Raw genomic sequence first — 22999 nt, 5'->3', positions numbered from 1 at the left:
TCTTCTTAAGACTTCCGAAACGCTCCCAATCGACTGCCGGCGGCGGGGTATCGTCGCCGTCTCGATCCGACATCCACGACAGACACTGACGAACGAAAGAAACCGACCAACGGGGGTCTGGGGCCGTGTGAGGCCGTCACAGCCCGCGTGAAGAGTCGCTACCCTTTTACGGCGTGGTTCGGAAGTGAGAGTACAGTCCAGTGGCGAGGCACATGACGGGCGACAACACAATCGTCGTACCGTCGTCGCTCGTCCGGGAGGCCGAGGACAAGCGCGAGGCGACCCGAAAGCTCGGGTACGTGGCTCGCGCCGCGGCCATCTACCGGATCGATCGAATCCTCGTCTTCCCCGACCGGGAAGCCGAGGGCCGCTGGGGCGGAGAGTTCGTCCGCACGGTGCTGGCCTACGCGGCCACGCCACCCTACCTCCGGAAGAAGGTGTGGGACGAACGCGACGAACTGCGCTACGCAGGCGTCCTCCCCCCCATGCGTGTCTCCCCACGGACCGGCTCCGAGGGTGAAACCCCGGAGTCGAGAGAAGGAATCGTGACCGAGGTCGGACCTGACGACCGCGTCCGGGTCAATTGCGGACTGCAACACCCGATCTCCCTGCTCGTCCCGCCGTCGATGGCGGTCGAGGAGGGGGAGCGCGTCACAGTCAGGGTCTCTTCGCGAGAACCCGTCCGCGCACGGCTCGTCGACGAGGACCCACCCGGGTTCACCGTCGACGCCTGCGGGGACATCCAGGAAGCCCTCGCCCGCGAAGACGCGGGCGTCCGAATCGGCACGTCGCGCCACGGGGACGAACTCACCCGTTCGCGGCTGGCCGAGATCGCCCCGCTCTACCGGGACGGCGCCACCGTCGTCTTCGGCTCGCCGGGCCGCGGGCTTCCGGAGATCTTGGGGGTATCCCCCGACGATCTCCCCGTCGAACCCGACTCGCCCGGGTTCGACCTCTGGCTAAATACGGTTCCGGACCAGGGCAGCGAGGTGGTGCGCACCGAAGAAGCGGTGTTCGCCACGCTCGCCCCGCTCGCGCTCAGGGACTGAGCGCGGAGGAAAACGAACATGCCACAACCAAGCAGACCACGAAAAGGCTCGCTGGGCTTCGGCCCGCGAACGCGTGCGGCGTCGGAAGTGCCGCGTATCCGCTCGTGGCCGGACGACGAGGGCTCCCCTGCACTCCAGGGGTTCGCTGGCTACAAGGCCGGCATGACCCACGTCGTGATGGTCAACGACGAGGAGGACTCGCCGCGGAACGGGATGGAGGAGTCCGTCCCCGTTACCGTCGTCGAGACCCCGCCGATGCACGCGATCGCCGTGCGAGCCTACGAGGACACGGCGTACGGAGCGAAGCCGGCAACCGAGGTTTGGGCGACCGAGTTCCACGACGAGCTCGATCGCGCGCTCGACCTGCCGGCCGAAAACGACTTCGAGGGCGACGCTGACGAACTGCGGACGCTCGTCGAGGAGGGTGCGGTCGACGACCTCCGGGTCATCACCCACACCACTCCCGCGACGCTGCAGAACGTCCCCAAGAAGGAACCCGACGTGATGGAGACGCGAGTCGGCGGCGGCTCCCTGCAGGAGCGCGCCGAGTTCGCGCTCGACCTGGTCGAGGACGGCGGCGAACACGAGTTCGGCGACGTCTTCCGAGCGGGCGAGTACCTCGACGCCTCGGGTATCACCAAGGGCAAAGGGACGCAGGGTCCCGTCAAGCGCTGGGGCGTCCAGAAGCGGAAGGGCAAGCACGCCCGTCAGGGCTGGCGGCGCCGCATCGGTAACCTCGGCCCGTGGAACCCGAGCCGCGTTCGCTCGACGGTTCCCCAGCAGGGCCAGACCGGCTACCACCAGCGGACGGAGCTCAACAAGCGCCTGATCGACTTCGGCGAGGGCGACGACGCCTCCGTCGACGGCGGCTTCGTCAACTACGGCGAGGTCGACGGGCAGTACGCGCTCGTGAAGGGCTCGCTGCCGGGCCCCGACCAGCGCCTCCTGCGCTTCCGCCCCGCGATCCGGCCGAACGACCAGCCGCGCCTCGATCCCGAGGTGCGCTACGTCTCCACGGCCTCCAACCAAGGGTAACACACAATGCAAGCAACTATCCGAAACCTGGACGGCTCGGACGGCGACGAGGTCGAGCTCCCGGCGGTGTTCGAGACGACGTTCCGCCCGGACCTCATCAAAGGCGCCGTGCAGGCCGCCCAGGCCAACCGAAAGCAGGCGTACGGCGCCGACGAGTACGCCGGGCTCCGCACCCCCGCCGAGTCGATGGGGTCGGGCCGCGGCATGGCGCACGTACCTCAGGAGAACGGACGCGCGCGGCGTGTCCCGCAGGCCGTCGGTGGCCGCGCGGCACACCCGCCGAAAGCCGAGAAGGACCAGGGCAAGAAGGTCAACGACAAGGAGCGCAAGCTCGCGACCCGCTCCGCCATCGCCGCCACGGCCGACGCCGAGCGCGTCGCCGAGCGCGGCCACGCCTTCGACGACGACCTCGAACTCCCGCTCGTCGTGAGCGACGAGTTCGAAGATCTCAACAAGACCAAGGAGGCCGTCGAGGCCTTCGAGGCGCTCGGCATCCACGACGACGTGGAGCGCGCCGACGAAGGTCGGGGCGTCCGCGCCGGGCAGGGGAAGGCCCGTGGCCGGAAGTACGACGAGCCGAAGTCGGTGCTCGTCGTCACCAGTGAGGAGCCTTCGCGTGCCGCACGCAACCTCGCCGGCGTCGACGTGGCGACGGCCGAGGACGTGAACACCGAGGACCTCGCACCCGGCACCGACGCCGGCCGACTCACGCTCTGGACCGAGAGCGCCGTCGAGGAGGTGGCCGACCGATGACGGGGATCATCGAACACCCGCTGGTCACCGAGAAGGCGATGGACCAGATGGACTTCGACAACACGCTCCAGTTCATCGTCAACGTCGACGCGGACAAGCCCACCATCGAGGCGGAGATCGAGTCCAGCTACGACGTGACCGTCGACTCGCTGAACACGATGGTCACGCCGCAGGGCAAGAAGAAGGCGATCGTCCGCCTCTCCGAGGAGGACGACGCACAGGAGATCGCCTCGCGAATCGGGGTGTTCTGACACATGGGACGACGAATTCAGGGGCAGCGGCGTGGCCGCGGGACGCCCACGTTCCGGGCGCCTTCCCACCGCTACAAAGCTGACCTCGAACACAAGAAAAGCGAGGAGCAGGACACGATCTCCGGCGAGATCGTCGACATCGAACACGACCCCGCCCGCAGCGCGCCGCTGGCGGACGTCGAGTTCGAGGACGGCGACCGCCGGCTCGTGCTCGCTCCCGAAGGTATCGCCGTCGGGGACACCCTGCAGGTGGGTGTCTCCGCCGAGATCAAGCCCGGTAACACGCTGCCGCTCGCGGAGATCCCGGAGGGGATCCCGATCTGCAACGTCGAGAGCCAGGTGGGCGACGGCGGGAAGTTCGCCCGTGCCTCCGGCGTCTCGGCGCAGCTGATGAGCCACGACCGCAACGTCGCGGTCGTTCAGCTGCCCAGCGGCGAGGTCCGCCGGCTCCCGCCGGCCTGCCGTGCCACCATCGGCGTCGTCGCCGGCGGTGGGCGGACGGAGAAGCCGTTCGTCAAAGCCGGCAACAAGCACCACAAGATGAAGGCCCGCGGGACCAAGTACCCGCGTGTCCGCGGGGTCGCGATGAACGCCGTCGACCACCCGTTCGGTGGCGGTGGCCGCCAGCACCCCGGTCAGCCCAAGTCCGTCTCGCGGGACGCCCCGCCGGGACGGAAGGTGGGCGACATCGCCTCCAAGCGCACCGGCCGCAGCGGTGGCAAGGGGGGAGAGTAAACCATGAGCTCGGAATACCGAACCGGCCGCGAAGGGGAGTTCACCTACCGCGGTCACACGCTCGAGGACCTCGAAGAGATGGATCTCGACGAGGTCGTGGAACTGCTACCCGCCCGCGTGCGGCGAACCATCGACCGGGGACTCGGCGTCGACCACCGCAAGCTGGTCGAGGAGGCCCGGGAGGCGACCGAGGAGGAGACGGCGAACGATCCGCTCCGGACGCACCTCCGGGACATGCCGATCCTGCCCGAGTTCGTCGGCCTCACCTTCGAGGTGTACAACGGCCACAGCTTCGACCGCGTGAAGGTCGAGCCGGAGATGATCGGCCACTACCTCGGTGAGTTCCACCTCACCCGATCCACCGTCGAGCACGGTCAGGCCGGCATCGGCGCGACCCGGTCCTCGAAGTTCGTGCCACTCAAGTAACCTATGGGAATCAGCTACAGCGTCGACGCCGACCCGGAGACCACGGCGAAAGCCATGCTGCGGGAGCGTCAGATCAGCCTGAAGCACAGCAAGGCCATCTCGAAGGCCATCAAAGGCAAGACGGTCGCCGAGGCCGAGGAGTACCTCGACGCGGTGATCGAGGGCGAGCGCTCGGTGCCGTTCAAGCAGCACAACAGCGGCGTCGGACACCGGTCCGACATCGACGGCTGGGACGCCGGCCGCTTCCCCGAGAAGGCCAGCGAGGACTTCCTCAAGCTGCTGACCAACGCCAAGAACAACGCCGACCACCAGGGGTTCGACGGCGAGGAGATGACCATCTCCCACGTCGCGGCCCACAAGGTCGGCGAGCAGGTCGGCCGGAACCCCCGTGCGATGGGGACCGCCGACCCCTGGAACACTGTCGAAGTGGACGTCGAAATCATCCTCGAAGAAGAGGAGGAGGATAACTGATGGCGGACGAACAGCAGTTCATCGAGAACGGGCTCCAGCGGAGCCAGATCGACGAGTTCTTCGCGGACGAGCTCAGCCGCGCCGGCTACGGCGGCATGGACATCGCGAAGACGCCGATGGGGACCCAGATCGTCCTCAAGGCCGAGAAGCCCGGTATGGTGATCGGCAAGGGTGGGAAGAACATCCGGAAGATCACCACCGAGCTCGAGGACCGCTTCGACATGGAGGACCCGCAGATCGACGTGCAGGAGGTCGACGAACCCGACCTCAACGCACAGATCGTCGCGGACCGACTGGCCAACGCGCTCGAGCGTGGCTGGTACTTCCGCAAGGCGGGCCACACCACCATCGACCGCATGATGGAGGCCGGCGCGCTGGGCGCGGAGATCGTCCTCTCCGGGAAGGTCACCGGCGCCCGTTCGCGCGTGGAGAAGTTCAACCGCGGCTACATCAAGCACAACGGCGAGCCCGCCCAGTCGGTCGTCGACGAGGGTCAGGGCGTCGCCGTGATGAAGCTCGGCACCATCGGGGTCAACGTCAAGGTCATCGGACCGGACGCGGAGCTTCCCGACGACTTCGAGATCACCGAGACCTCGGAGCCGCCGGAGGTCGAGCAGGCCGAGACCGGCGAGGGCGTCGAGGAACTCCTCGCCGACGTCGAGGAGGAGGAGATCCCCGAGGCGCCTCAGCACGAGGAGCCCGAGATCCCCGACGAGTCCCCCGAGGAGGTCATCGACGAGGAGGTCGTCGAGGAGGTCGTCGAGGCCGCCGAGGAGACCGACAGCGTCGAGGAGGACGACGTCGAGACCGCCTCCGAAGAGGCCGTGGAGACGGCCGACGAGGAAGAGGAGCTCGACGAGGACGTCGAAGAGGAAGCGGCCGACCTCGTCTCCGAGATGGAAGAGGAGGCCGAGGACGCCGAATCCGACGAGGAAACGGAGGAGTAATACATGGCGATTCTCTACACTGAAGAGATCAGAGACATGACGCCCGCCGAGCGGGCGGCCGAGCTCGAGGAGCTCGAGACCGAGCTCCTGAACGCTCGCGCCGTGCAGGCGGCGGGTGGCGCGCCGGAGAACCCCGGCCGCGTCGGCGAGCTTCGCCGGACGATCGCCCGGATCAAGACGATCCAGAACGAGGAAGGCGACGACGTCGAAGCGGCCGACACCCAGGAGTAACGTACGATGGCACTCACACCCGACACCCTCACACGACACGAACTCAACGGGCTGCCCGTCCGGGTAGCCGACGCCGCCAACCCCGACCTCGTCGGGATCAGCGGCCGCGTCGTGGTCGAGACGATGAAGACGTTCCACGTCGACGACGGGCGTCGGGTGCGGCAGGTCCCCAAGGCGGGGAGCTGCTTCGAGTTCGCTATCACGAACGCGGAGGACGCTGCGAGAGCCAGCGTCGCTCCCGCCGCAGATGAAGCCGCGGACGCCGCCGAGGCGTCCGGGTCCGTATCCCAACTCGGGACGGAAACTGCCGGGGTCCGCCCCGGCAAGTCTGGCCCGTCCGCCCCGCCCCGGAGTCAGGGTCGGGGGGCGAGTCGGTTCGACGGGGAGGACTCCCCCCGAACGGACGAGTGCCAGGATACGGTCTACGTAACGGTGGATGGCGAGAAACTGCTCTCACGACCCACCGCGCGAACCGAGCGCGGGGGTGATTCGACATGGCAATCGGACTAAACGTAGAACAACCGGAGGAGACCTGCTCCGACGAGAACTGTCCGTTCCACGGGGACCTCTCCGTGCGCGGGCAGACGCTCGAGGGTGAAGTCGCCTCCACCGACATGGACAAGACCGTCGTCGTGGAGCGGGAGTACGACGTTCGTGTGCCGAAGTACGATCGGTACATGAAGCGTCGATCCCGCGTCCCGGCACACCTGCCGCCGTGTGTGGACACGGAGGAAGGTGACACGGTCCGCATCGCAGAGACTCGACCGCTCTCGAAGACCAAATCGCACGTCGTCGTCGACGTTCTCGACGACGGGGGTGAATGATGGAGGCGCTCAAAGCCGACGTCACGCAGGGTCTGGAGAAGGGCTCGAAGATCGTCTGCGCCGACAACACCGGCGCCCGCGAGCTCAAGGTCATCAGCATCACCGGCTACTCGGGGACGAAGAACCGTCACCCGAAAGCCGGCATCGGCGACAAGATCACCGTCTCGGTCACCAAGGGCACGCCCGAAATGCGCCGCCAGGTGCTCGAAGCGGTGGTCGTTCGCCAGCGGAAGCCGATCCGGCGACCGAACGGCGAGCGCCTCAAGTTCGAGGACAACGCCGCCGTCATCATCGACGAGAACGAGGAGCCCCGCGGCACGGAGATCAAGGGGCCCGTCGCGCGTGAGGTCGCAGAGCGGTTCGGCACCATCGCCAGCACGGCGACGATGATCGTCTAAGCATGACACGACAGCCACGCAAACAACGAAACCAGAAGCGAGACGCCCCCCTGCACGAGAAGCAGAAGCAGGTTCGGGCCACGCTGACGGCCGACCTCCGCGAGGAGTACGGCCAGCGGAACGTCCGCGTCAACGCGGGCGACACCGTCGAGGTGCTTCGCGGTGACCACGCCGGCGAGGAGGGCGAAGTCCTGGAGGTCGACCTCCGGGAGGAAGTCATCCACGTCGAGGAGGTCACCGTGGAGAAGACGGACGGGGAGGAGGTTCCCCGGCCGCTCGACGCCTCGAACGTCCGCGTGACCGAACTGGATCTCGACGACGAGATCCGGCAGGAGCGTCTCGAGGAGGACAACGAATGACGAAACACCAGAAGCGACTCTCGGTACCGAACTCCTGGCCGGTCGAACGGAAGGAGGAGACGTTCACGGTCAAGGCCGACGCCGGTCCCCACGGTGAGGACGGGGTTCCCCTGCTCATCGTGCTCCGGGACGTGCTCGGCTACGTGGACTCCCGCAAGGAGGCCCGCTACGCGCTGAACAACGACGCGGTGCTCGTCAACGGCGACGAGATCGCCGACGAGGCCCGGCCGATCGGGATGTTCGACATCCTGGCGTTCCCGGCCCGCGGCGAGTACTTCCGCGTGTTCCCCGGCGAGGGCGGCCGCCTCGCGCTCACCCCGATCGACGAGGAGAGCGCGGCGTCCCGACTCGGGAAGATCACCGACAAGCGCCAGGTCAGCGGCGGCGCGTTCCAGCTCTCGCTGCACGACGGCACCACCCTCCACGTGGAGGACGCCGACGAGTACAGCGCGGGCGACTCGCTGGTGATCGACAACGAGGACAAGGAGATCGTCGCGCACTTCGAGTACGGCGAGGGCGCGCTCGTCACCGCCGTCGACGGCCAGCACGCCGGCGAGATCGGCGAGGTCGAGGAGATCCTCGTCACCCCCGGCTCCGGCCGCAACAGCGTGACCGTCTCCACCGACGACGGCTCCTTCGAGACCGTCGAGGAGTACGTCGTCACCATCGACGAGAACTTCGTGGGTGATGACGATGAGTGAAGCCGAAGCGGAGTTCCACCCGATGCGCGAACCGTCCATCGAAAAGGTCGTCGTCCACATGGGCGTCGGTCAGGGCGGTCGCGATCTCGCGAACGCCGAGGAGATCGTCGAGGAGATCACGGGCCAGCAGTCGGTCCGGACCTCGGCGAAGAACACGGTGCAGGCGTTCGACATCCGCGAGGGCGACCCGATCGGCGCGAAGGTCACCCTCCGGAACGAGGACGCCCGCGAGTTCCTCGAGACGGCGCTGCCGCTGGCGGAGATCAGCGCCTCGCAGTTCGACGAGGCCGGCAACGTCAGCTTCGGCGTCGACGAACACACCGCGTTCCCGAGTCAGGAGTACGACCCCAACACGGGGATCTACGGGCTCGACGTGACCGTCACGCTGGTCCGGCCGGGCTACCGCGTCGCCAAGCGCGACCAGGTCACCCGGTCGATCCCCGAGAAGCACCGCATGACCGCCGAGGACGCCATCGCGTTCCTCGAGACCGAGTTCGACGTGGAGATCGACGAATGAGTGAACTAGACGGCGAACACACCGGCAACGAAGAAACCGGCGAGCACGCCACCCAGGGTAGCACGCAGGAGCGGCAGTGCCGACGCTGCGGCCGCACCGAGGGGCTGGTGAGCAAGTACGGCGTCTTCGTCTGCCGACAGTGTTTCCGAGAGATCGCCCGCAGCATGGGCTTCCGGAAGTATCGATAACTATGGCAGGAAACGACCCACTGGTGAGTGCCCTCTCCGGCATCGACAACGCCGAGAGCGTCGGGCACCTCGACCACACGGTAGCACCCGCCTCGAACGTGATCGGCAGTATCCTCGAGGTCTTCTACGACCGCGGGTACATCGGCGGCTTCGAGTTCGTCGACGACGGCCGAGCAGGCAAGTTCGAGGTCGAACTGAGTGGCGCCATCAACGACTGCGGGGCGGTCAAGCCCCGCTACTCGGTCGGCGCTGACGAGTACGAGCAGTGGGAGAAGCGGTTCCTCCCGGCCCGTGACTACGGGTCGCTCATCGTCACGACCAGCCACGGCGTCATGAGCCACTACGAGGCCCGCGAACAGGGCATCGGTGGCCAGATAATCGCATACGTCTACTGATGAGCAGGACAGAACTCACTATCCCGGACGACGTCTCCGCGGAGCTCGACCACCTCGACCTGACCGTCGAGGGTCCCAACGGCTCGGTCACCCGACGCCTCTGGTACCCCGACGTCGACGTCAGCGTCGAGGACGGCAGCGTGGTGATCACGGCGCCCGAGGACTCGGACGCCAACACCCGCGCGACGGTCGGCACCTTCGAGAGCCACGTTCGGAACATGTTCCACGGCGTCACCGAGGGCTGGACCTACGAGATGGAGGTCTTCTACGCCCACTTCCCGATGCAGGTGGAAGTGCAGGGCGACGAGATCGTCATCGAGAACTTCCTCGGCGAGCGCGCCCCGCGGCGGACGCCGATCCGGGGCGACACGCAGGTGGAAGTCGACGGCGAACAGCTCACCCTGTCGGGCTCCGACAAGGAGGCCGTCGGGCAGACCGCAGCGGACATCGAACAGCTCACGCGGGTCAGCGACAAGGACAACCGCGTGTTCCAGGACGGCGTGTACATCACGCAGAAACCAACGGGTGATGCCTGATGGCTGACGACGCACCCGAAGAGATCGAGGACATCAGCGGCGTCGGGCCTTCCAAGGCCGAGACGCTCGCGGAGGCCGGCTACGACTCCGTCGAGGACCTCAAGGCCGCCTCGCAGTCCGAACTCGCCGAGGTCGACGGGGTCGGCAACGCCCTCGCGGCCCGGATCAAGGCCGACGTCGGCGGCCTCGAAGTCGAAGAGGAGACCGAGGCCGAGATCGAGGACGAGGCCGAAGAGGAGGCCGAGGAAGAGGAGGAGGTCGAGACCGAGCTCCAGCCTCGCGGCCACGCCGACAAGACGCCCGACCTCGACGACGAGACCGCGGCCGCGCTCGCACAGAAGCACCGCGAGGGTAAGCCGCAGTTCAACCGACAGGACTACCACAAGAAGAAGCGCGTCCCCACCTCGTGGCGGCGCCCCCGTGGTACCCTCTCGAAGCAGCGCCGCTCGATCAAGGGCAAGGGCCCGAAGGTCGAGGCCGGCTTCCGCTCGCCGACGGCCGCCCGCGGCCTGCACCCGAGCGGCTTCGAGGAAGTGTACGTCCACAACGTCGACGACCTCGACGGCGTCGACGGCGACACGGAAGCGGTCCGTATCGCCTCGAAGGTCGGCGCCCGCAAGCGCGAGCGCATCGAGGAGGAGTGTGAGGACGCCGGCATTCGCGTCCTCAACCCGACCTACGTCGAAGTGGAGGTAGAGGAATGACGGATCTGAGCGCACAGAAGCGACTCGCAGCCGAAGAGCTGGACGTCGGTGAGAACCGCGTCTGGTTCGACCCGGAGGCACAGGACGAGCTCGCGGACGCGATCACCCGCGAGGACATCCGCGACCTGATCGCGGACGGAACGATCCGCGCGGAAGACGAGAAGTCCAACTCCCGCGGCCGTGCCCGCGACCGCAAAGCGAAGCGCGACTACGGGCACCAGACCGGCGCCGGCTCCCGGAAGGGGAAGTCCGGCGCCCGCCGCAGCGAGAAGGACGAGTGGGTCAGCCGGATCCGCGCACAGCGCTCCCGGCTGAAGGAGCTTCGCGACGACGAGGAGGTCCTCGACGCCTCCCAGTACCGCGAGCTCTACAACAAGGCCAGCGGCGGCGAGTTCGACAGCGTCGCCCGACTCGAGGCCTTCGCGGAGAACAACTACGACGTCGAGATCGGAGGCGACGACTAATGGCAACAGGACCACGATACAAGGTGCCGATGCGTCGTCGCCGTGAGGTCCGAACGGACTACCATCAGCGGTTGCGCCTGCTGAAATCTGGCAAGCCTCGCCTGGTCGCCCGGGTGAGCAACAAGCACGTCAGGGCGCAGCTGGCCAGTCCCGGACCGGACGGCGACGAGATCCACGCCGCAGCGTCCAGCGAGGACCTGTCGGAGTACGGCTGGGAGGCCCCCACGGGCAATCTCCCGAGCGCGTACCTGACGGGCTACCTCGCGGGTCTGCGCGCGATCGAGGCCGGCCTCGAGGAGGCCGTGCTCGATCTGGGTCTCAACACGGCGACGCCCGGCAACAAGGCGTTCGCAGTACAGGAAGGTGCAATCGACGCGGGGCTCGAGATCCCCCACAGTGACAGCGTCCTCGCGGACTGGTCGCGCAACCGCGGCGAGCACATCGCCGCCTACGCCGAGCAGCTCGAGGACGATCTGTACAGCGGGGAGTTCGACGCCACGGAGCTGCCCGAGCACTTCGACGAAGTGCGCGAGACGCTCCAGGAGGACCACGAATGAGCCAGAACGACGGCTGGGAGCCGGTAACCCGGCTCGGCAAGCAAGTGCAGGACGGAGAGATCACCTCCATGCAGGAGGCGCTGGAGTCCGGGCTCCCGCTGAAGGAGCACGAGATCGTCGACCAGCTCCTCCCCGGCATGGAGGACGAGGTACTGGACATCAACATGGTCCAGCGCATGACCGACTCCGGCCGGCGGGTGAAGTTCCGCTGTGTCGTCGTCGTGGGCAACCGCGACGGCTACCTCGGCTACGCCGAGGGGCGAGACGATCAGGTCGGCGGCGCGATCCAGAAGGCGATCGAGGTCGCGAAGCTGAACGTGATCAGCGTCGACCGCGGCTCCGGCTCCTGGGAGGACCAGGCCGGCGGCGTGAACTCGCTGACCCGGCGTGCCGAAGGCAAGGCCGGCTCCGTCGAGGTCGAGGTCATCCCGGCCCCGCAGGGGCTCGGGCTGGCCGGCGCCGAGACCGTCCGGAACATCCTCGAACTGGCCGGGATCCAGGACGCCTGGACCCAGTCCAACGGGAACACCCGGACGACGGTCAACCTCGCGAAGGCGACGTTCAACGCGCTCGAGAACGCCTCGCAGGCACGCACGCCTGACCGCGCGCGACGCGTCCAGCGAGAGGCTGAAGACGGGGTGAGCAACTGATGCGAGCGGTCGTCCAACTCCGCGGCAACATCGACATGACCGCGGGCCAGCGCGACACGCTGGACATGCTCAACATCGGCCGCGTCAACCACGCGACGCTCGTCCCCGAGACCGACACGTACGACGGGATGGTCGCGAAGGTCAACGACTTCGTCGCCCACGGCGAGCCCTCGGTGGAGACGCTGGCGCTCGTGCTCGAGACGCGTGCGGACGCGCTCGACGCCGAGGCCGACGTCGACGAGGAGTACCTCGCCGAGGAGACCGACTACGACAGCTTCGAGGCGCTGGCGGAGGCGCTGCTGGCGGAGGAGACGACGCTGCGCGAGCAGAACATCTCCCCGACGCTGCGGCTCCACCCGCCCCGCGGCGGCCACGACGGCATCAAGCATCCGGACAGCACGGGCGGCGAGCTCGGTCCCCACGAGGACATCGACCCGCTCCTGGAGGCGATGCGATAATGACCAGCAAGAAACGACGCCAGCGCGGTTCCCGCACGCACGGCGGCGGCAGCCACAAGAACCGGCGCGGTGCCGGCCACCGTGGCGGCCGCGGCAACGCGGGCAGCCGCAAGCACGAGATGCACCACTACGGGTCCTGGGCGAAGCACGGCTTCACCCAGCCCGAGGACGCACAGGACACCGTCGCCGAGGTGCGCGTCCAGAAGATCGACGAGGACGCCGCGCTGCTGGCGGCGGAGGGCCTCGCCGAGAACGACGACGGCGCCTACACCATCGACGCCCGCGACGTGGCCGAGGACGGCTGGGAGGCCGACGTGGTGAAGGTGCTCGGCAACGGGCAGGTCCGACAGGAACTGCACGTCACCGCCGACGCGTTCAGCGACGCGGCAACTGAGCTGATCGAGGACGCCGGTGGCTCGACCACCGTCTCCGAGCGCGCCCAGGAGCGTGCCGAGCGCGAGGCGGAACAAGCCGCCGAATCTGAAGAAGCCAGCGAGGACTGACAATGAGCTGGAAGGAGACCGCCGAACCGGTGCTCACGCGGATGCCGACAGTCGCGCGGCCGGAGGGGCACGTCCCCTTCAAGCGCAAGCTGCTGTGGACCGCCGGCATCCTCGTGATGTACTTCTTCCTGACGAACGTCACCCTGTACGGGCTCCAGACGGGGGGGACTGACTTCTACGGCCAGTTCCGCTCGATCCTCGCGGGCGCGTCCGGCTCGATCCTGCAGCTCGGGATCGGGCCGATCGTGACGGCGTCGATCGTGCTCCAGCTGCTGGGCGGGGCCGACCTGCTCGGGCTGGACACCGAGAACGACCCGCGGGATCAGGTGCTGTACCAGGGGCTGCAGAAGCTGCTGGTCGTCGTGATGTGTATCCTGACCGGCGCGCCGATGGTGTTCGCGAGCCCGATCCTGAGCGCCGACCCGGTGGTCGCCGAGTCGCTGGGGATCGGCCTCCGCGGCGTCGAGGCGATTCTGTTCGCCCAGATCCTCGTCGGCGGGATCCTGATCCTGTTCATGGACGAGATCGTGAGCAAGTGGGGCGTCGGCTCCGGCGTCGGCCTGTTCATCATCGCCGGCGTGAGCCAGCGCCTCGTCAGCGGCCTGTTCGGCTGGCAGGGGCTGACGGGCAACAGCGGCTTCGTCTCCTCCTGGATCGGGATCATCACCGGGAGCGCCGAGCTCCCCGGCTCGCCGCTGACGACCGAGGGGCTGAGCGCGATCTTCCTCGGACAGGGGATGGTGCTCGCCATGATCACGACGGTGCTGATCTTCGTCGTGGTCGTCTACGCCGAGAGCGTCCGCATCGAGATCCCGCTCTCACACGCCCGCGTCAAGGGCGCCCGCGGGAAGTTCCCCGTCAAGCTGATCTACGCCAGCGTCCTGCCGATGATCCTCGTCCGTGCGCTGCAGGCGAACCTGCAGTTCCTCGGGCAGATCCTCCACAGCCAGTGGAGCGGCATGCCCGCGTGGCTGGGCGAGTACGACACCCAGACCGGGCAGGTCGTCGAGGGGATCTTCTGGTACCTCAAGCCGATCCAGAGCCCCGACCAGTGGATGTGGTTCGTGGGTGCGACCGTCACCGCCGACTGGTGGCAGGTGCTGCTCCGGATCGGCATCGACCTGACGTTCATGATCGTCGGCGGGGCGATCTTCGCGATCTTCTGGGTGGAGACCACCGGGATGGGCCCGGAGGCGACCGCCCAGCAGATCCAGAACTCCGGGATGCAGATCCCCGGCTTCCGACAGAACCCGCAGGTGATCGAGAAGGTGATGGAGCGGTACATCCCGCAGGTCACCGTCATCGGCGGCGCCCTCGTCGGGCTGCTGGCGGTGATGGCGAACATGCTCGGCACCATCGGGCAGGTCTCCGGAACGGGGCTGCTGCTGACGGTCTCCATTACGTACAAGCTGTACGAGGAGATCGCCGAGGAGCAGCTGATGGAGATGCACCCGATGATGCGCCAGATGTTCGGGTCGGAGTGAGGCGTATCCGGGCCGCAGTGCCCTGATACCCTCGGAGCCGCTCTCCTTCCATATTCGACGCGACACCCGATAGCGGCTGCTGAACCACGCGACGATCACGACGAACACGCGTCGGAAGTACGAGGGAAAATCACCGCCGAGAGGCTCGACGCGGCGGCGGACGTTCGCCACGCCGGCGCGACAGAATCAGTTGGTCGGGTCCCGGGCGGGGATCAGCCCCTGTGCCATGAGGCGCCGGGCGATCACGACCAGCCCGTTGCCGAACCCCTCGCCGAAGATGGCCTGTTCCTTGCCGGTGTCGGGGATGATCGAGCTCACCAGGATCGTCGAACGGTCGACCAGTAGGAGCCGCCCGATCGCCGTCTCGTCCTCGGCGTCCGTGCCGTGGAGCCACTCCAGCCCGGAGACGAACGTCGTGGCGTCGGGGACGGCCACCTGAACCCGGCTCTGGAGCGGCTCCGTCAGCGCGCCGATGACGAGCTCGATGTCGCTGTCGACGTCGTTGAGCGTCGCGACGAGCTCCTCGGTCAGCAGCGACTCGTCGCCGATGACGAGCACGATCTCCTCGGTCGCGGTCTCGAGGAGTTCGTCGGTCCGGTTCTCGATCGCCTGCCGGCCGTTCATCGCCCACACCTCCTGAATCGGGGACTCCTTCTCCCCGTCGACGGCGGAGACCGATCCGAGCGAGTCGTGCAGTCGCTCGATTCGGTCCTCGTACTGGTCGCGGAGCGTCTCGGTCGCCTCCTCCAGCGAGACCGCGCGGAACTTCTGGGGGCTGGAGTGCTGGATCTCGACCAGCCCCTTCGCCTCCAGAACCCGGATTGCGTCGTACACGCGGGTCCGGGGGACCTCGGTCAGGTCGCTGAGCGACTTCGCGGTCCCCGTATTGAGACGAGTCAGACCGACGAAACACCGAGCCTCGTACTCCTTCAAGCCGAGCTGTTGGAGTACCTCGATCGCCTCCCGCACGTTTTCAGGTGTATCCATATGAGCCGACCGTCCGAGAGAACCCGGGGGTCGACACAATGTTTCGGCCGTGTAGGGATAGGTTTTGTTACTGAGTATATAACAGAACGAACAGCCGAAGCACCTTTCGAGAGCGCCTATCGGGAGTCCCTTCTAACCCTCAGGAATCCGTAACTCCCGAAGTGACACGGTGGCGAAACGATTCACGGTGAGCTCGCCCGCGGTGGTGCCGAGGGAAGTAACTCGTTTAATCACAAAAGAGATAACCCGATAGACGCGGCCAGTACGGTACACGAGAGCGCGCGGCGACACCCCGACGGCAGTCCCGCCACCGGCCGGGTGGCAGTCACCGCAAGCCACCACAACCGATGTCCAACGACCCACACCAAGATCCGAAATCGGAGGCTATCGAGCAGCTCGAACGGTTCGGGCTGAACACGTACGCCGCCCGGACGTTCGTGGCGCTCGCGAGCTTAGGCTCCGGAACGGCCCGGGACGTGAGTCAGGTCGCGGAGGTACCGCGCACCCGGGTGTACGGCGCGGTCGAGGAGCTCGAGGACCGGGGACTCGTCGACACGGTCCAGTCGTCGCCCAAGCAGTTCTGGGCCATCTCCAGCGAGACCGCGGGCCGGACGTTCGAACGGGAGTTCGAACGCCGGCTGGAGGTGCTCCGGACGGCGCTGAGCGAACTGGAGCCGACGGAACGCCGGACCGAACAGCGGGGGATCTGGACGGTCGAGGGCCGGACGGCCGTCACGGATCGGCTGCTGGAGTTCTTCGACGTCGCCGAGGAGCGGATCGTCTACCTGACCGCCGAGGAGCGCATCCCCCCCGAACTGGTCGAGGGGCTGCAGGTGGCCGCGGATCGGGGGGTCTCGCTTAGGCTCACTGGCGGGTCGACGACCGGGCAGGAGCAGCTCCGATCGCAGCTCCCGGACGCGACGGTCACCGAGCCGACGTGGGGGTGGTCGGAGACGCGGGCGGGGCGGCTCATGATCGTCGACGGCCAGAAAGTGCTGGTGAGCATCGTCGGCGAAGGCGAGGGGGGCACGGAGACCGCCATCTGGAGCGAAGGAGCCTCGAACAGCCTGGTGATCGTGGTGAAGGCCATCTTCGACGGCGTTCCGGAGCCAGACAGTCCGGCGTAGCGGGCGTCGCCGTCCCGGCCTGTGTCGACCGGATCAGGAACGACGGACTACTCGGTGCCCGAGGAGGGTCGAGGCGAGACGCTGTCGGGGGAGCCGTGTTTCAGACACTCGTCGATGAACCCCGTCAACTGACTGGCTGCCTCCGGCTCCAGCCCGACGATCGCGCCCTCCGTCTCGTTCCACGTCAGGTTCAAAAGCACCGCCTCGTCGCGTACTTGGAGTGTCGCGTACCGCTCGCCCATCTCGTCTTCGATCCCGCTCGGCCCGAGTCCCGTTTTGACGCCACCGTAGATCTTCTCCGTCCGTTCCCGAGCCATCCGCCTGTCGAGATCGTCACGCAGATACGTGATCTCCCACGCGCTCTCGTCGTACGCCGCGACTGCACGGAGGTGGCTCCCGGCACGTCGCCGTAGGTACGCGATCAGTTCCTCAGTCATGGTCCCAAAGCGGGCGGGCCGTGCCGCCGATAGAGCCGGTCGAGTCCTGCTTACTCATCGAGCGCCCCGAACTGGTACTGCAACGCGGTTCGGATGTGGAAGTTCTTCGTCTCGATGGTCTCCGCCTGTAGTGCGAGGTTGAGGTGGTCGATTGCTCCCTCCGAGAAGCTCTCCTTGCGTGTCGCGGCTGTGGTGGACGTTTTCATCTCTGTTCACTCGGTAATAGGCTGCTACGCGTTTAATGAGCCTCATATTACAGATAAGGATTTTTGTGATTGAACGAGTGACATCACTCGATATCGGCCCCCAATATCACCGTGAGAGAGCCTGTTCGAGGGAGAATCAGCCGCCCCCGACTGCCGAATCCGCTCGACCACCGCTAGCAGTACTCCTCCTCGAGAGACAGAACGGTCTCGTGGAGTTCGTCGTAGTTCGGGCTCTCGTAGGCGTCCTCGGTGTGCCACTTGTACCGAATCTCGTTGGACTCGTCGATGGTCACGAGCGCCCGTTTCGGGACGCCGACGTGGTGCTCCCACTCGTCGTAGTTCAGCCCGAACTGTTCGGTGACGCGGCCGGTCGAGTCGCTCAGCAGGGGAAACGGGATGTCGTACCGATCGATGAACTCCTTGTGGGCGTAACAGGAGTCGAGCGAAATCCCGACCACGTCGACGTTCTCGGTGAACGTGAGGTACTCGGCGTCACGGAACCGACAGAGCACGTCGGTACAGACCGGGCTGAAGTCGAAGGGATAGAAGACGAGCACGACGGCGCCCTCCTCCGTGTACTCGCTCAGCCGGTGTTTGCGTATCTCGTCTCCCGCCGTCCCCGGGAGTGCGAAGCTGTGGGCGCTGCTCTCTAACTCTGTCACGGATACACGATCTGCCCGCGGAAGCGTATAATGTTGTATCTTTGAATAGTAGAGGATGTTTGATTAACCGAGTGACAAGACTCCAAAACTGCAACTCGTCGGACGGTCCGTCACGGACAGCATGACGAGACGTTACCGACCTCCGGGAGAGTCAACCCCAGTGTGCCCGACGGACCCGTTTCAACGGGCGGCACAGCGCTGGCCGCTCCACGTAGTCGGGTCGTCAAGTGAGAGGACCCCGTCAGTACGCGCCCGAGCCGACGGACCGCCGGGGACCGTGGTACTCCGACTCAGAGTAAGGTTATAACCCTCCGGCCGATATAGCCGGTGACCATGAAGAAGCAGGAGCTCATCCACCTGCACGGCCTTCTCGCGGAGCTTCAGAGCCAGTTCGACGCTGCGGGGGACACTGTCTCCGAAGAGTACCGGGAGCTGGGCGTGCAGCCGACATCCATCCACCGATCGAAAACCGACCACAAGGCAGCCGTGTTCGCCCTGATTCACGGCGTCACCGACGAACTCGAAGACGACGAGGAGGCGGAGACGGAGACGATCGCCGCCACCGCCGACTGATCCTGCGGCCGCGGCCCGGCCCCGACCACAGACCGAACAGCGACTGCCACGCCGGTTCTCGCCCCGACCGAACGTTCGATTCACGCCGATCGGTACTGAAGCGTTTATCCGTCTACCCTGCGTACTGTCAGGTGAAGCGTGGCGGCCAAAACGCTGGACGAGGGACCACAATGAGTGTACAACAGACGCCATCGGCCGACCCGCTGGCATCGTACCCCGAGTTCGGGCTGAGCTGTCTGTACGACGACGACGACGATCCCTCGGAGGTCACCCTCTTCCCCGGGGAGGAGATGTCGACCACCGAGTGGGTCACCGCCGACGTCGACAGCGCCGTCTCCCTCGACGAGCTTCGGTAGCCGATACCGCCGTTTTTCCCGACCCTGTGACCCGACGGGCACAGCATTAAACCCGGCGGGCACAGTACCGCCGCCCATGAACGACGAGCCGGCAGCCGCACTTTTGTCACACCTACTCGTTCCGGTCGCGACCGAGAAGGACGCCCGCGAGACGGCGGTCGCGCTGGCCCCGTACGACCCCGAGCGCGTGACGGTAGTCCACGTCGTCGAGAAGGGTGGCGGCGTCCCTGACAAGACGCCCGTCGAGCAGTCCGAGTCGATCGCCGAGGCCGCCTTCGAGGCGTTCCGGGAGCAGTTCCCCGACGCCGAAACCGAGACGGTGTACCGCCGCGACGTCGTCGAGGGCGTCATCGACACCGCCGCCGAGATCGGCGCGAGCGCGATCGCGTTCCAGCCCCGGGAGGGGGGCCGCCTCCAGCAGTTCCTCGCGCGCGACCGCACCCTCCGGCTGGTGACCGAGGCCGACCGCCCGGCCATCACGCTGCCGGGACGAACTGAATGAGTGCCGACGAAGAGCTCGCAAAGGACCTCGGCCCGCTCGCGGCGCTGACCATCGGCGTCGGGACGATGATCGGGGCCGGCATCTTCGTCCTCCCGGGGGAGGCGATCACCCGTGCCGGCTCGTTTGCGATCATCTCGTTCGTCCTCGGTGGTGGGATCGCCCTGTTCACCGCGCTGTCGGCCAGCGAACTCGGCACCGCGATGCCCCGTTCCGGCGGCGCGTACTTCTACGTCAACGAGGCGCTGGGGCCGCTGTTCGGCTCGGTCGCCGGCTGGGCGAACTGGCTGGGGCTGGCCTTCGCCAGCGCGTTCTACATGGTCGGCTTCGGCGAGTACGTCGTCGGAATCGCCGGCCTCCCGGACGGGTTCCTGATCGCCGGGTTCACCGTCCCGTGGATCAAGTTCATCGGCTTGATCGCGGCGACGCTGTTCGTGCTCGTCAACTACATCGGCGCCAAGGAGACCGGTCGGCTCCAGAACGTCATCGTCGTCGTGTTGGTGCTGATCCTGACCGTGTTCACGGTGTACGGCGCGACCCGTGCGAGCCCGGCGAACATCCCGGGTTCGAAGGGGTTGACGCCGATGCTGGAGACGACCGGCCTCATCTTCGTCTCCTACCTCGGGTTCGTCCAGATCACCAGCGTCGCCGAGGAGATCAAGAAGCCCGGCAAGAACCTCCCGCGGGCGATCATCGGCTCGGTCGTCATCGTGACGATCATCTACGCGCTGGTGTTGGTCGTGATGAGCGCCGCGGTCGAGCCCGGGTTCATTCAGGCCCAGTCCGAGGCCGACAACATCGCGGTCGTCGAGGTCGCGCGACTGCTGATGGGTCCCCTCGGCGCGGGCGCGATGCTGTTCGGCGGCCTGCTCGCGACCGCCTCCAGTGCGAACGCGTCGATCATGGCGTCCTCACGCATCAACTTCGCGATGGGGCGGGACCGCATCGTTACTCCCGACCTCAACGAGATCCACCCACGCTTCGGCACGCCGTACCGCTCGATCGCGCTGACAGGCTCGTTCATCCTCCTGTTCATCGTCGCCGCACCGATCAACACGCTGGCGTCGATCGGGAGCTTCCTCCACCTCGTGATCTACGGCCTGCTCAACGTCGCGCTGGTCGTGATGCGCGAGGCCGACGCCATCGACTACGAGCCCTCCTTCACCGTCCCGCTGTACCCGTTCACGCCGATCGTGGGCGGACTGCTCTCCTTCGCGCTCATCTACTACATCGAGCCCGTCCCGCGGCTGGTCGGTGGCGTTATCGTGCTGTTCGCGGCGATCTGGTACCTCGGCTACGCCCGAAGCAGGACCGAGAAACAAGGATTGTTGAGCGAGTACATCCTCTCCCGGCAGGAGGAGATGCCCGACGCCGCCGTCGACGCCGCCGAGAGCGTTCGACCGACGGGCGACAGCCAGTTCCGCGTGATGGTGCCGCTGGCCAACCCCGCCCACGAGAAGGAACTCATCACGCTCGCGAGCGCGATCGCCAAGCAGCGCGGCGGGGTCGTCGACGCGGTCCACGTGATCACCGTGCCGGACCAGACCTCGCTGAGCTATGCGGCCGACCACATCGACCGGGTCGAGGAGAACCACCGGACGGTGCTCGAGGACGCCCGGACCGACGCCGAGACGTTCGGCGTCGAGATCGAGGCGCGTACGATTATCTCCCACCGCGGGGTCGAGGAAGTGTTCGACGCCGCGAAGGACCACGAGGCCGACCTCGTGGTGATGGGCTGGGGTCCCGACAGCGGGGGCCGCGTCGAGGGCGCCGTCGAGGAGGTCACGAGCGACCTGCCCTGTGACTTCCTCGTGCTCAAGGACCGCGGCTTCGACCCCGAGCGGGTGCTGATCCCCACCGCAGGCGGCCGGGACTCCGAGCTCTCCGTCGAGATCGGGAAGCTGCTCCAGTCGGAGTTCGGCTCCGATCTCACGCTGCTCCACGTCGCCGACGACGAGGAGGCAGGCCGGGAGTTCCTCGACGGCTGGGCCGAGGCCCAGGGCGTCGACGCCGAGCACCGGGTCGAGACCGGCGACGCCGAGCGCGCGATCGAGGATGCGGCCAGGGATGCGACGCTGGTGATCCTCGGCGCGACCGAACGCGGCGTGCTCTCGCGGATGCTCACCGGCTCGCTGGTGCCCGACGTGGTCGCCGACGTGGACTGCTCGGTGCTGCTGGCCGAACGCAAGCGTGACCGGAGCGTGTTCGAACGCCTCGGCGGGATCCTCCGCCGCTAGACGCGCCGGTCACCCGATCTCGGTTTCCCGCTCTCTTCTCGACCGCCGCCTTCCCCCGCCACCCACGGGAACGCTTTACTCCACGCCGGCGCAACCGCCGCCATGGACCGACTCCGTTCCGATCGCCGGCCCCGCAGGTGGTCGCCGTGAGCGGGAGCCACGCTCGCCGCGGGAAGCCGAGCCGCTACGCGTTCTCGACCCGCGACGTGGGGATCGACGGGCGGCAGGCCCACCTGTTCACGCCGGACCGCCCGACGGACGCGCCCGTGGTCGTGCTCGCCCCCGGCGCGGGACTGCCGTGGCGGCCGACGCTCGAAGCGACCGCCGAGCGGTTCGCGGAGCGGGGGTACGCGGCGCTGGCGTTCGACCACCGCGGCTTCGGCAGCGTCGACGGGGACCGCCTGCTCTCCCCCGGCCGCCAGCGCGCGGATCTCGACGCCGCGATCGAGGCCGCACGGGACGCCCCGGAGGTCGACGGTGACCGCCTCGGGGTGTGGGGGATGGATCTCTCGGCGGGCACCGCGCTCGCGGCCGCCGCGGACTCGTTCGCGGTGGACGCGGTGATCGCTCGCTTCCCCGTGCTCGACGGCGCCACGCTGCTGCCCTCGTGGCTCCGTCCCCGACTCCGCGGGCTGACGCGGGGCGTCGCGGACTACCCCGCCTCGGCGCTGGGACGGCTCCGCGGCGTCGACGCCGACGAGCGAGGGGTCAGGGTGCCGCTGTTCGGCGACGCCAGTGAGGTCGCGGCGGTCGCTGCGACCGGCGCCGCCCGGGACGTGCGCGACCTGCTGGGGCGCGAGCCCGGCACGACGCCCGCACGATCGCTCGTGAAGCTCCAACGCCACGATCTGAGTTCGGTCGTGGCGGACGTGAACTGCCCGACGCTGTTCGTCGCCGGCGAGCACGACGAGGTGGCGCCGCCGGAGGCGGTTTCGGCGGCGAGCGAGTCGGTTCGGGACGCCTCGCTTGTGCGGGTGCCGAGTTCGCACTACGCCGCGCTGGCGGGCGTGGAGTTGGAGCGGACGCTGAACCACGAACTCGCGTTTCTGGACGCTGAGTTGTAGGGTTGTGTTGGGGTGGCGGGTGTGTTTTCTCGAGCGTCGCAGTGGATGTCGATAGGGTGTTTTCCGGACTCAGCAACAGCGTCTCGATCGTTGACCACTTGCGACCGCAGTGCGCCGGGCACGAGGCCCGTCATCAGAAATCGGAGATTTCTGATTGGCAGACGAGAGCTTCGCTCTCGTCGACGGCGCAGCGCCGAGTCCCCACCCCTCCCCCC

General features: G+C 67.3%; 35 protein-coding genes. 31 read left to right on the top strand and 4 right to left on the bottom strand.

The genetic code is table 11. The annotated features are described in order from the left end of the window. Nucleotides 1-212: 212 nt before the first annotated feature. From ACFR9S_RS07250 to secY, 25 genes are read left to right on the top strand one after another with little or no spacing between them, the layout of a single operon-like run. Nucleotides 213-1049, top strand: a complete 837-nt coding sequence (locus tag ACFR9S_RS07250) for a putative RNA uridine N3 methyltransferase (RefSeq protein WP_379730889.1) — start codon at nucleotides 213-215, stop codon at nucleotides 1047-1049. Between the two features lie 18 nt (nucleotides 1050-1067). Next, entirely contained in the window at nucleotides 1068-2084 is a 1017-nt protein-coding gene (locus tag ACFR9S_RS07245) for a 50S ribosomal protein L3 (RefSeq protein ID WP_379730888.1), read from the top strand. 6 nt (nucleotides 2085-2090) lie between these two features. Continuing rightward, the gene (gene rpl4p / locus ACFR9S_RS07240) at nucleotides 2091-2837 is read left to right on the top strand and encodes a 50S ribosomal protein L4 (protein WP_379818345.1); all 747 of its coding nucleotides are present in this window, start codon (nucleotides 2091-2093) and stop codon (nucleotides 2835-2837) included. Next, on the top strand, nucleotides 2834-3088 hold the full coding sequence (locus ACFR9S_RS07235; protein ID WP_053948483.1) for a 50S ribosomal protein L23: 255 nt from the start codon (nucleotides 2834-2836) through the stop codon (nucleotides 3086-3088). The genes rpl4p and ACFR9S_RS07235 overlap by 4 nt, the downstream gene beginning before the upstream one ends. A gap of 3 nt (nucleotides 3089-3091) precedes the next feature. Beyond that, nucleotides 3092-3823, top strand: coding sequence for a 50S ribosomal protein L2 (locus ACFR9S_RS07230; RefSeq protein WP_379730961.1), 732 nt, complete (start codon nucleotides 3092-3094; stop codon nucleotides 3821-3823). A 3-nt stretch (nucleotides 3824-3826) separates the two neighbouring features. Continuing rightward, on the top strand, nucleotides 3827-4249 hold the full coding sequence (locus tag ACFR9S_RS07225; protein ID WP_379730962.1) for a 30S ribosomal protein S19: 423 nt from the start codon (nucleotides 3827-3829) through the stop codon (nucleotides 4247-4249). Between the two features lie 3 nt (nucleotides 4250-4252). Beyond that, the gene (locus tag ACFR9S_RS07220; RefSeq protein ID WP_379730963.1) at nucleotides 4253-4720 is read left to right on the top strand and encodes a 50S ribosomal protein L22; all 468 of its coding nucleotides are present in this window, start codon (nucleotides 4253-4255) and stop codon (nucleotides 4718-4720) included. Further along, nucleotides 4720-5667 carry a 30S ribosomal protein S3 gene (locus ACFR9S_RS07215; protein ID WP_379730964.1) on the top strand — a complete coding sequence of 316 codons (948 nt, stop codon included), beginning with the start codon at nucleotides 4720-4722 and terminating at the stop codon, nucleotides 5665-5667. The genes ACFR9S_RS07220 and ACFR9S_RS07215 overlap by 1 nt, the downstream gene beginning before the upstream one ends. A 3-nt stretch (nucleotides 5668-5670) precedes the next feature. Then, entirely contained in the window at nucleotides 5671-5898 is a 228-nt protein-coding gene (gene rpmC, locus ACFR9S_RS07210; RefSeq protein ID WP_379730965.1) for a 50S ribosomal protein L29, read from the top strand. Between the two features lie 6 nt (nucleotides 5899-5904). Then, entirely contained in the window at nucleotides 5905-6408 is a 504-nt protein-coding gene (locus ACFR9S_RS07205) for a ribonuclease P protein component 1 (RefSeq protein WP_379730967.1), read from the top strand. Continuing rightward, nucleotides 6393-6722, top strand: coding sequence for a 30S ribosomal protein S17 (locus ACFR9S_RS07200; RefSeq protein WP_053948476.1), 330 nt, complete (start codon nucleotides 6393-6395; stop codon nucleotides 6720-6722). The genes ACFR9S_RS07205 and ACFR9S_RS07200 overlap by 16 nt, the downstream gene beginning before the upstream one ends. Beyond that, the gene (locus ACFR9S_RS07195) at nucleotides 6722-7120 is read left to right on the top strand and encodes a 50S ribosomal protein L14 (protein WP_053948475.1); all 399 of its coding nucleotides are present in this window, start codon (nucleotides 6722-6724) and stop codon (nucleotides 7118-7120) included. The genes ACFR9S_RS07200 and ACFR9S_RS07195 overlap by 1 nt, the downstream gene beginning before the upstream one ends. A 2-nt stretch (nucleotides 7121-7122) precedes the next feature. Beyond that, nucleotides 7123-7479: a 50S ribosomal protein L24 gene (gene rplX / locus ACFR9S_RS07190; protein ID WP_379730968.1), complete on the top strand. Its 357-nt coding sequence runs from the start codon at nucleotides 7123-7125 to the stop codon at nucleotides 7477-7479. After that, nucleotides 7476-8180 (top strand): 30S ribosomal protein S4e, encoded by a 705-nt coding sequence (locus ACFR9S_RS07185; protein ID WP_379730969.1) that lies wholly within the window; start codon nucleotides 7476-7478, stop codon nucleotides 8178-8180. The genes rplX and ACFR9S_RS07185 overlap by 4 nt, the downstream gene beginning before the upstream one ends. Beyond that, nucleotides 8173-8697: a 50S ribosomal protein L5 gene (locus ACFR9S_RS07180; RefSeq protein WP_379730970.1), complete on the top strand. Its 525-nt coding sequence runs from the start codon at nucleotides 8173-8175 to the stop codon at nucleotides 8695-8697. Before ACFR9S_RS07185 ends, ACFR9S_RS07180 begins: the two co-directional genes overlap by 8 nt. Next, nucleotides 8694-8885, top strand: coding sequence for a 30S ribosomal protein S14 (locus ACFR9S_RS07175; RefSeq protein WP_379730971.1), 192 nt, complete (start codon nucleotides 8694-8696; stop codon nucleotides 8883-8885). Before ACFR9S_RS07180 ends, ACFR9S_RS07175 begins: the two co-directional genes overlap by 4 nt. A gap of 2 nt (nucleotides 8886-8887) precedes the next feature. Beyond that, nucleotides 8888-9280: a 30S ribosomal protein S8 gene (locus ACFR9S_RS07170; RefSeq protein WP_053948472.1), complete on the top strand. Its 393-nt coding sequence runs from the start codon at nucleotides 8888-8890 to the stop codon at nucleotides 9278-9280. Continuing rightward, on the top strand, nucleotides 9280-9816 hold the full coding sequence (locus ACFR9S_RS07165) for a 50S ribosomal protein L6 (protein WP_379730972.1): 537 nt from the start codon (nucleotides 9280-9282) through the stop codon (nucleotides 9814-9816). Before ACFR9S_RS07170 ends, ACFR9S_RS07165 begins: the two co-directional genes overlap by 1 nt. Further along, nucleotides 9816-10520, top strand: a complete 705-nt coding sequence (locus ACFR9S_RS07160) for a 50S ribosomal protein L32e (RefSeq protein WP_379730973.1) — start codon at nucleotides 9816-9818, stop codon at nucleotides 10518-10520. Before ACFR9S_RS07165 ends, ACFR9S_RS07160 begins: the two co-directional genes overlap by 1 nt. Next, nucleotides 10517-10984 carry a 50S ribosomal protein L19e gene (locus tag ACFR9S_RS07155; protein ID WP_053948469.1) on the top strand — a complete coding sequence of 156 codons (468 nt, stop codon included), beginning with the start codon at nucleotides 10517-10519 and terminating at the stop codon, nucleotides 10982-10984. The genes ACFR9S_RS07160 and ACFR9S_RS07155 overlap by 4 nt, the downstream gene beginning before the upstream one ends. Then, nucleotides 10984-11541 carry a 50S ribosomal protein L18 gene (locus ACFR9S_RS07150; RefSeq protein WP_379730974.1) on the top strand — a complete coding sequence of 186 codons (558 nt, stop codon included), beginning with the start codon at nucleotides 10984-10986 and terminating at the stop codon, nucleotides 11539-11541. The genes ACFR9S_RS07155 and ACFR9S_RS07150 overlap by 1 nt, the downstream gene beginning before the upstream one ends. Then, nucleotides 11538-12191, top strand: coding sequence for a 30S ribosomal protein S5 (locus ACFR9S_RS07145; RefSeq protein ID WP_379730975.1), 654 nt, complete (start codon nucleotides 11538-11540; stop codon nucleotides 12189-12191). Before ACFR9S_RS07150 ends, ACFR9S_RS07145 begins: the two co-directional genes overlap by 4 nt. Further along, nucleotides 12191-12649 (top strand): 50S ribosomal protein L30, encoded by a 459-nt coding sequence (locus ACFR9S_RS07140; RefSeq protein ID WP_379730976.1) that lies wholly within the window; start codon nucleotides 12191-12193, stop codon nucleotides 12647-12649. The genes ACFR9S_RS07145 and ACFR9S_RS07140 overlap by 1 nt, the downstream gene beginning before the upstream one ends. Beyond that, nucleotides 12649-13152, top strand: coding sequence for an uL15m family ribosomal protein (locus tag ACFR9S_RS07135; protein WP_379818344.1), 504 nt, complete (start codon nucleotides 12649-12651; stop codon nucleotides 13150-13152). The genes ACFR9S_RS07140 and ACFR9S_RS07135 overlap by 1 nt, the downstream gene beginning before the upstream one ends. 2 nt (nucleotides 13153-13154) lie before the next feature. Next, nucleotides 13155-14636, top strand: a complete 1482-nt coding sequence (secY, locus tag ACFR9S_RS07130) for a preprotein translocase subunit SecY (RefSeq protein WP_379731037.1) — start codon at nucleotides 13155-13157, stop codon at nucleotides 14634-14636. Nucleotides 14637-14822: 186 nt separating this feature from the next. Here the strand turns inward: secY and ACFR9S_RS07125 are convergent, their stop codons facing one another. Continuing rightward, on the bottom strand, nucleotides 14823-15623 hold the full coding sequence (locus ACFR9S_RS07125; RefSeq protein WP_379731038.1) for a TrmB family transcriptional regulator: 801 nt from the start codon (nucleotides 15621-15623) through the stop codon (nucleotides 14823-14825). Between the two features lie 347 nt (nucleotides 15624-15970). On the opposite strand from ACFR9S_RS07125, the gene ACFR9S_RS07120 reads away from it, so the two are divergent. Then, on the top strand, nucleotides 15971-16750 hold the full coding sequence (locus ACFR9S_RS07120) for a TrmB family transcriptional regulator (protein WP_379731039.1): 780 nt from the start codon (nucleotides 15971-15973) through the stop codon (nucleotides 16748-16750). Nucleotides 16751-16797: 47 nt separating this feature from the next. Here ACFR9S_RS07120 and ACFR9S_RS07115 read toward each other — a convergent pair whose 3' ends face one another. The 3 genes from ACFR9S_RS07115 to ACFR9S_RS07105 form a co-directional block, all read right to left on the bottom strand. Then, complete coding sequence (locus ACFR9S_RS07115; RefSeq protein WP_379731040.1) at nucleotides 16798-17187, bottom strand: hypothetical protein; 390 nt, start codon at nucleotides 17185-17187, stop codon at nucleotides 16798-16800. A 50-nt stretch (nucleotides 17188-17237) separates the two neighbouring features. Continuing rightward, nucleotides 17238-17393 carry a hypothetical protein gene (locus ACFR9S_RS07110; RefSeq protein ID WP_379731041.1) on the bottom strand — a complete coding sequence of 52 codons (156 nt, stop codon included), beginning with the start codon at nucleotides 17391-17393 and terminating at the stop codon, nucleotides 17238-17240. A gap of 173 nt (nucleotides 17394-17566) precedes the next feature. Then, nucleotides 17567-18055, bottom strand: coding sequence for a redoxin domain-containing protein (locus ACFR9S_RS07105; protein ID WP_379731042.1), 489 nt, complete (start codon nucleotides 18053-18055; stop codon nucleotides 17567-17569). Between the two features lie 333 nt (nucleotides 18056-18388). Here ACFR9S_RS07105 and ACFR9S_RS07100 point away from each other — a divergent pair, with 333 nt between their 5' ends. From ACFR9S_RS07100 to ACFR9S_RS07080, 5 genes are all read left to right on the top strand, one after another. After that, complete coding sequence (locus ACFR9S_RS07100; protein ID WP_379731043.1) at nucleotides 18389-18628, top strand: UPF0058 family protein; 240 nt, start codon at nucleotides 18389-18391, stop codon at nucleotides 18626-18628. Between the two features lie 170 nt (nucleotides 18629-18798). Continuing rightward, nucleotides 18799-18984, top strand: a complete 186-nt coding sequence (locus tag ACFR9S_RS07095; protein ID WP_379731044.1) for a DUF7511 domain-containing protein — start codon at nucleotides 18799-18801, stop codon at nucleotides 18982-18984. A gap of 76 nt (nucleotides 18985-19060) precedes the next feature. Next, nucleotides 19061-19486 carry a universal stress protein gene (locus ACFR9S_RS07090; RefSeq protein ID WP_379818343.1) on the top strand — a complete coding sequence of 142 codons (426 nt, stop codon included), beginning with the start codon at nucleotides 19061-19063 and terminating at the stop codon, nucleotides 19484-19486. Further along, a complete protein-coding gene (locus tag ACFR9S_RS07085) occupies nucleotides 19483-21720 on the top strand; it encodes an amino acid permease (RefSeq protein ID WP_379818342.1) in 2238 nt (745 codons plus the stop codon). Before ACFR9S_RS07090 ends, ACFR9S_RS07085 begins: the two co-directional genes overlap by 4 nt. 146 nt (nucleotides 21721-21866) lie before the next feature. Continuing rightward, nucleotides 21867-22784 (top strand): alpha/beta hydrolase family protein, encoded by a 918-nt coding sequence (locus ACFR9S_RS07080; protein ID WP_379818341.1) that lies wholly within the window; start codon nucleotides 21867-21869, stop codon nucleotides 22782-22784. Nucleotides 22785-22999: the final 215 nt, after the last annotated feature.

The sequence above is a fragment of the Halolamina salina genome (assembly GCF_042678005.1).
Classification (GTDB): Archaea; Halobacteriota; Halobacteria; order Halobacteriales; family Haloferacaceae; genus Halolamina; species Halolamina salina.
This window is presented reverse-complemented; position numbering and strand designations above follow the sequence as displayed.

Excerpts from the sequence above, each read along its gene's own strand:
- ACFR9S_RS07150 (WP_379730974.1), top strand. The coding sequence starts at position 10,984 with ATGGCAACAGGACCACGATACAAGGTGCCGATGCGTCGTCGCCGTGAG.
- ACFR9S_RS07170 (WP_053948472.1), top strand. The coding sequence starts at position 8,888 with ATGGCAGGAAACGACCCACTGGTGAGTGCCCTCTCCGGCATCGACAAC.
- ACFR9S_RS07140 (WP_379730976.1), top strand. The coding sequence starts at position 12,191 with ATGCGAGCGGTCGTCCAACTCCGCGGCAACATCGACATGACCGCGGGC.
- ACFR9S_RS07100 (WP_379731043.1), top strand. The coding sequence starts at position 18,389 with ATGAAGAAGCAGGAGCTCATCCACCTGCACGGCCTTCTCGCGGAGCTT.
- ACFR9S_RS07225 (WP_379730962.1), top strand. The coding sequence starts at position 3,827 with ATGAGCTCGGAATACCGAACCGGCCGCGAAGGGGAGTTCACCTACCGC.
- rpmC (WP_379730965.1), top strand. The coding sequence starts at position 5,671 with ATGGCGATTCTCTACACTGAAGAGATCAGAGACATGACGCCCGCCGAG.
- ACFR9S_RS07095 (WP_379731044.1), top strand. The coding sequence starts at position 18,799 with ATGAGTGTACAACAGACGCCATCGGCCGACCCGCTGGCATCGTACCCC.
- ACFR9S_RS07145 (WP_379730975.1), top strand. The coding sequence starts at position 11,538 with ATGAGCCAGAACGACGGCTGGGAGCCGGTAACCCGGCTCGGCAAGCAA.
- ACFR9S_RS07195 (WP_053948475.1), top strand. The coding sequence starts at position 6,722 with ATGGAGGCGCTCAAAGCCGACGTCACGCAGGGTCTGGAGAAGGGCTCG.
- ACFR9S_RS07115 (WP_379731040.1), bottom strand. The coding sequence starts at position 17,187 with ATGACTGAGGAACTGATCGCGTACCTACGGCGACGTGCCGGGAGCCAC.
- secY (WP_379731037.1), top strand. The coding sequence starts at position 13,155 with ATGAGCTGGAAGGAGACCGCCGAACCGGTGCTCACGCGGATGCCGACA.
- ACFR9S_RS07230 (WP_379730961.1), top strand. The coding sequence starts at position 3,092 with ATGGGACGACGAATTCAGGGGCAGCGGCGTGGCCGCGGGACGCCCACG.
- ACFR9S_RS07250 (WP_379730889.1), top strand. The coding sequence starts at position 213 with ATGACGGGCGACAACACAATCGTCGTACCGTCGTCGCTCGTCCGGGAG.
- ACFR9S_RS07185 (WP_379730969.1), top strand. The coding sequence starts at position 7,476 with ATGACGAAACACCAGAAGCGACTCTCGGTACCGAACTCCTGGCCGGTC.
- ACFR9S_RS07205 (WP_379730967.1), top strand. The coding sequence starts at position 5,905 with ATGGCACTCACACCCGACACCCTCACACGACACGAACTCAACGGGCTG.
- ACFR9S_RS07110 (WP_379731041.1), bottom strand. The coding sequence starts at position 17,393 with ATGAAAACGTCCACCACAGCCGCGACACGCAAGGAGAGCTTCTCGGAG.
- ACFR9S_RS07175 (WP_379730971.1), top strand. The coding sequence starts at position 8,694 with ATGAGTGAACTAGACGGCGAACACACCGGCAACGAAGAAACCGGCGAG.
- rpl4p (WP_379818345.1), top strand. The coding sequence starts at position 2,091 with ATGCAAGCAACTATCCGAAACCTGGACGGCTCGGACGGCGACGAGGTC.
- rplX (WP_379730968.1), top strand. The coding sequence starts at position 7,123 with ATGACACGACAGCCACGCAAACAACGAAACCAGAAGCGAGACGCCCCC.
- ACFR9S_RS07120 (WP_379731039.1), top strand. The coding sequence starts at position 15,971 with ATGTCCAACGACCCACACCAAGATCCGAAATCGGAGGCTATCGAGCAG.
- ACFR9S_RS07090 (WP_379818343.1), top strand. The coding sequence starts at position 19,061 with ATGAACGACGAGCCGGCAGCCGCACTTTTGTCACACCTACTCGTTCCG.
- ACFR9S_RS07155 (WP_053948469.1), top strand. The coding sequence starts at position 10,517 with ATGACGGATCTGAGCGCACAGAAGCGACTCGCAGCCGAAGAGCTGGAC.
- ACFR9S_RS07220 (WP_379730963.1), top strand. The coding sequence starts at position 4,253 with ATGGGAATCAGCTACAGCGTCGACGCCGACCCGGAGACCACGGCGAAA.
- ACFR9S_RS07180 (WP_379730970.1), top strand. The coding sequence starts at position 8,173 with ATGAGTGAAGCCGAAGCGGAGTTCCACCCGATGCGCGAACCGTCCATC.
- ACFR9S_RS07135 (WP_379818344.1), top strand. The coding sequence starts at position 12,649 with ATGACCAGCAAGAAACGACGCCAGCGCGGTTCCCGCACGCACGGCGGC.
- ACFR9S_RS07200 (WP_053948476.1), top strand. The coding sequence starts at position 6,393 with ATGGCAATCGGACTAAACGTAGAACAACCGGAGGAGACCTGCTCCGAC.
- ACFR9S_RS07125 (WP_379731038.1), bottom strand. The coding sequence starts at position 15,623 with ATGGATACACCTGAAAACGTGCGGGAGGCGATCGAGGTACTCCAACAG.
- ACFR9S_RS07165 (WP_379730972.1), top strand. The coding sequence starts at position 9,280 with ATGAGCAGGACAGAACTCACTATCCCGGACGACGTCTCCGCGGAGCTC.
- ACFR9S_RS07160 (WP_379730973.1), top strand. The coding sequence starts at position 9,816 with ATGGCTGACGACGCACCCGAAGAGATCGAGGACATCAGCGGCGTCGGG.
- ACFR9S_RS07085 (WP_379818342.1), top strand. The coding sequence starts at position 19,483 with ATGAGTGCCGACGAAGAGCTCGCAAAGGACCTCGGCCCGCTCGCGGCG.
- ACFR9S_RS07235 (WP_053948483.1), top strand. The coding sequence starts at position 2,834 with ATGACGGGGATCATCGAACACCCGCTGGTCACCGAGAAGGCGATGGAC.
- ACFR9S_RS07215 (WP_379730964.1), top strand. The coding sequence starts at position 4,720 with ATGGCGGACGAACAGCAGTTCATCGAGAACGGGCTCCAGCGGAGCCAG.
- ACFR9S_RS07245 (WP_379730888.1), top strand. The coding sequence starts at position 1,068 with ATGCCACAACCAAGCAGACCACGAAAAGGCTCGCTGGGCTTCGGCCCG.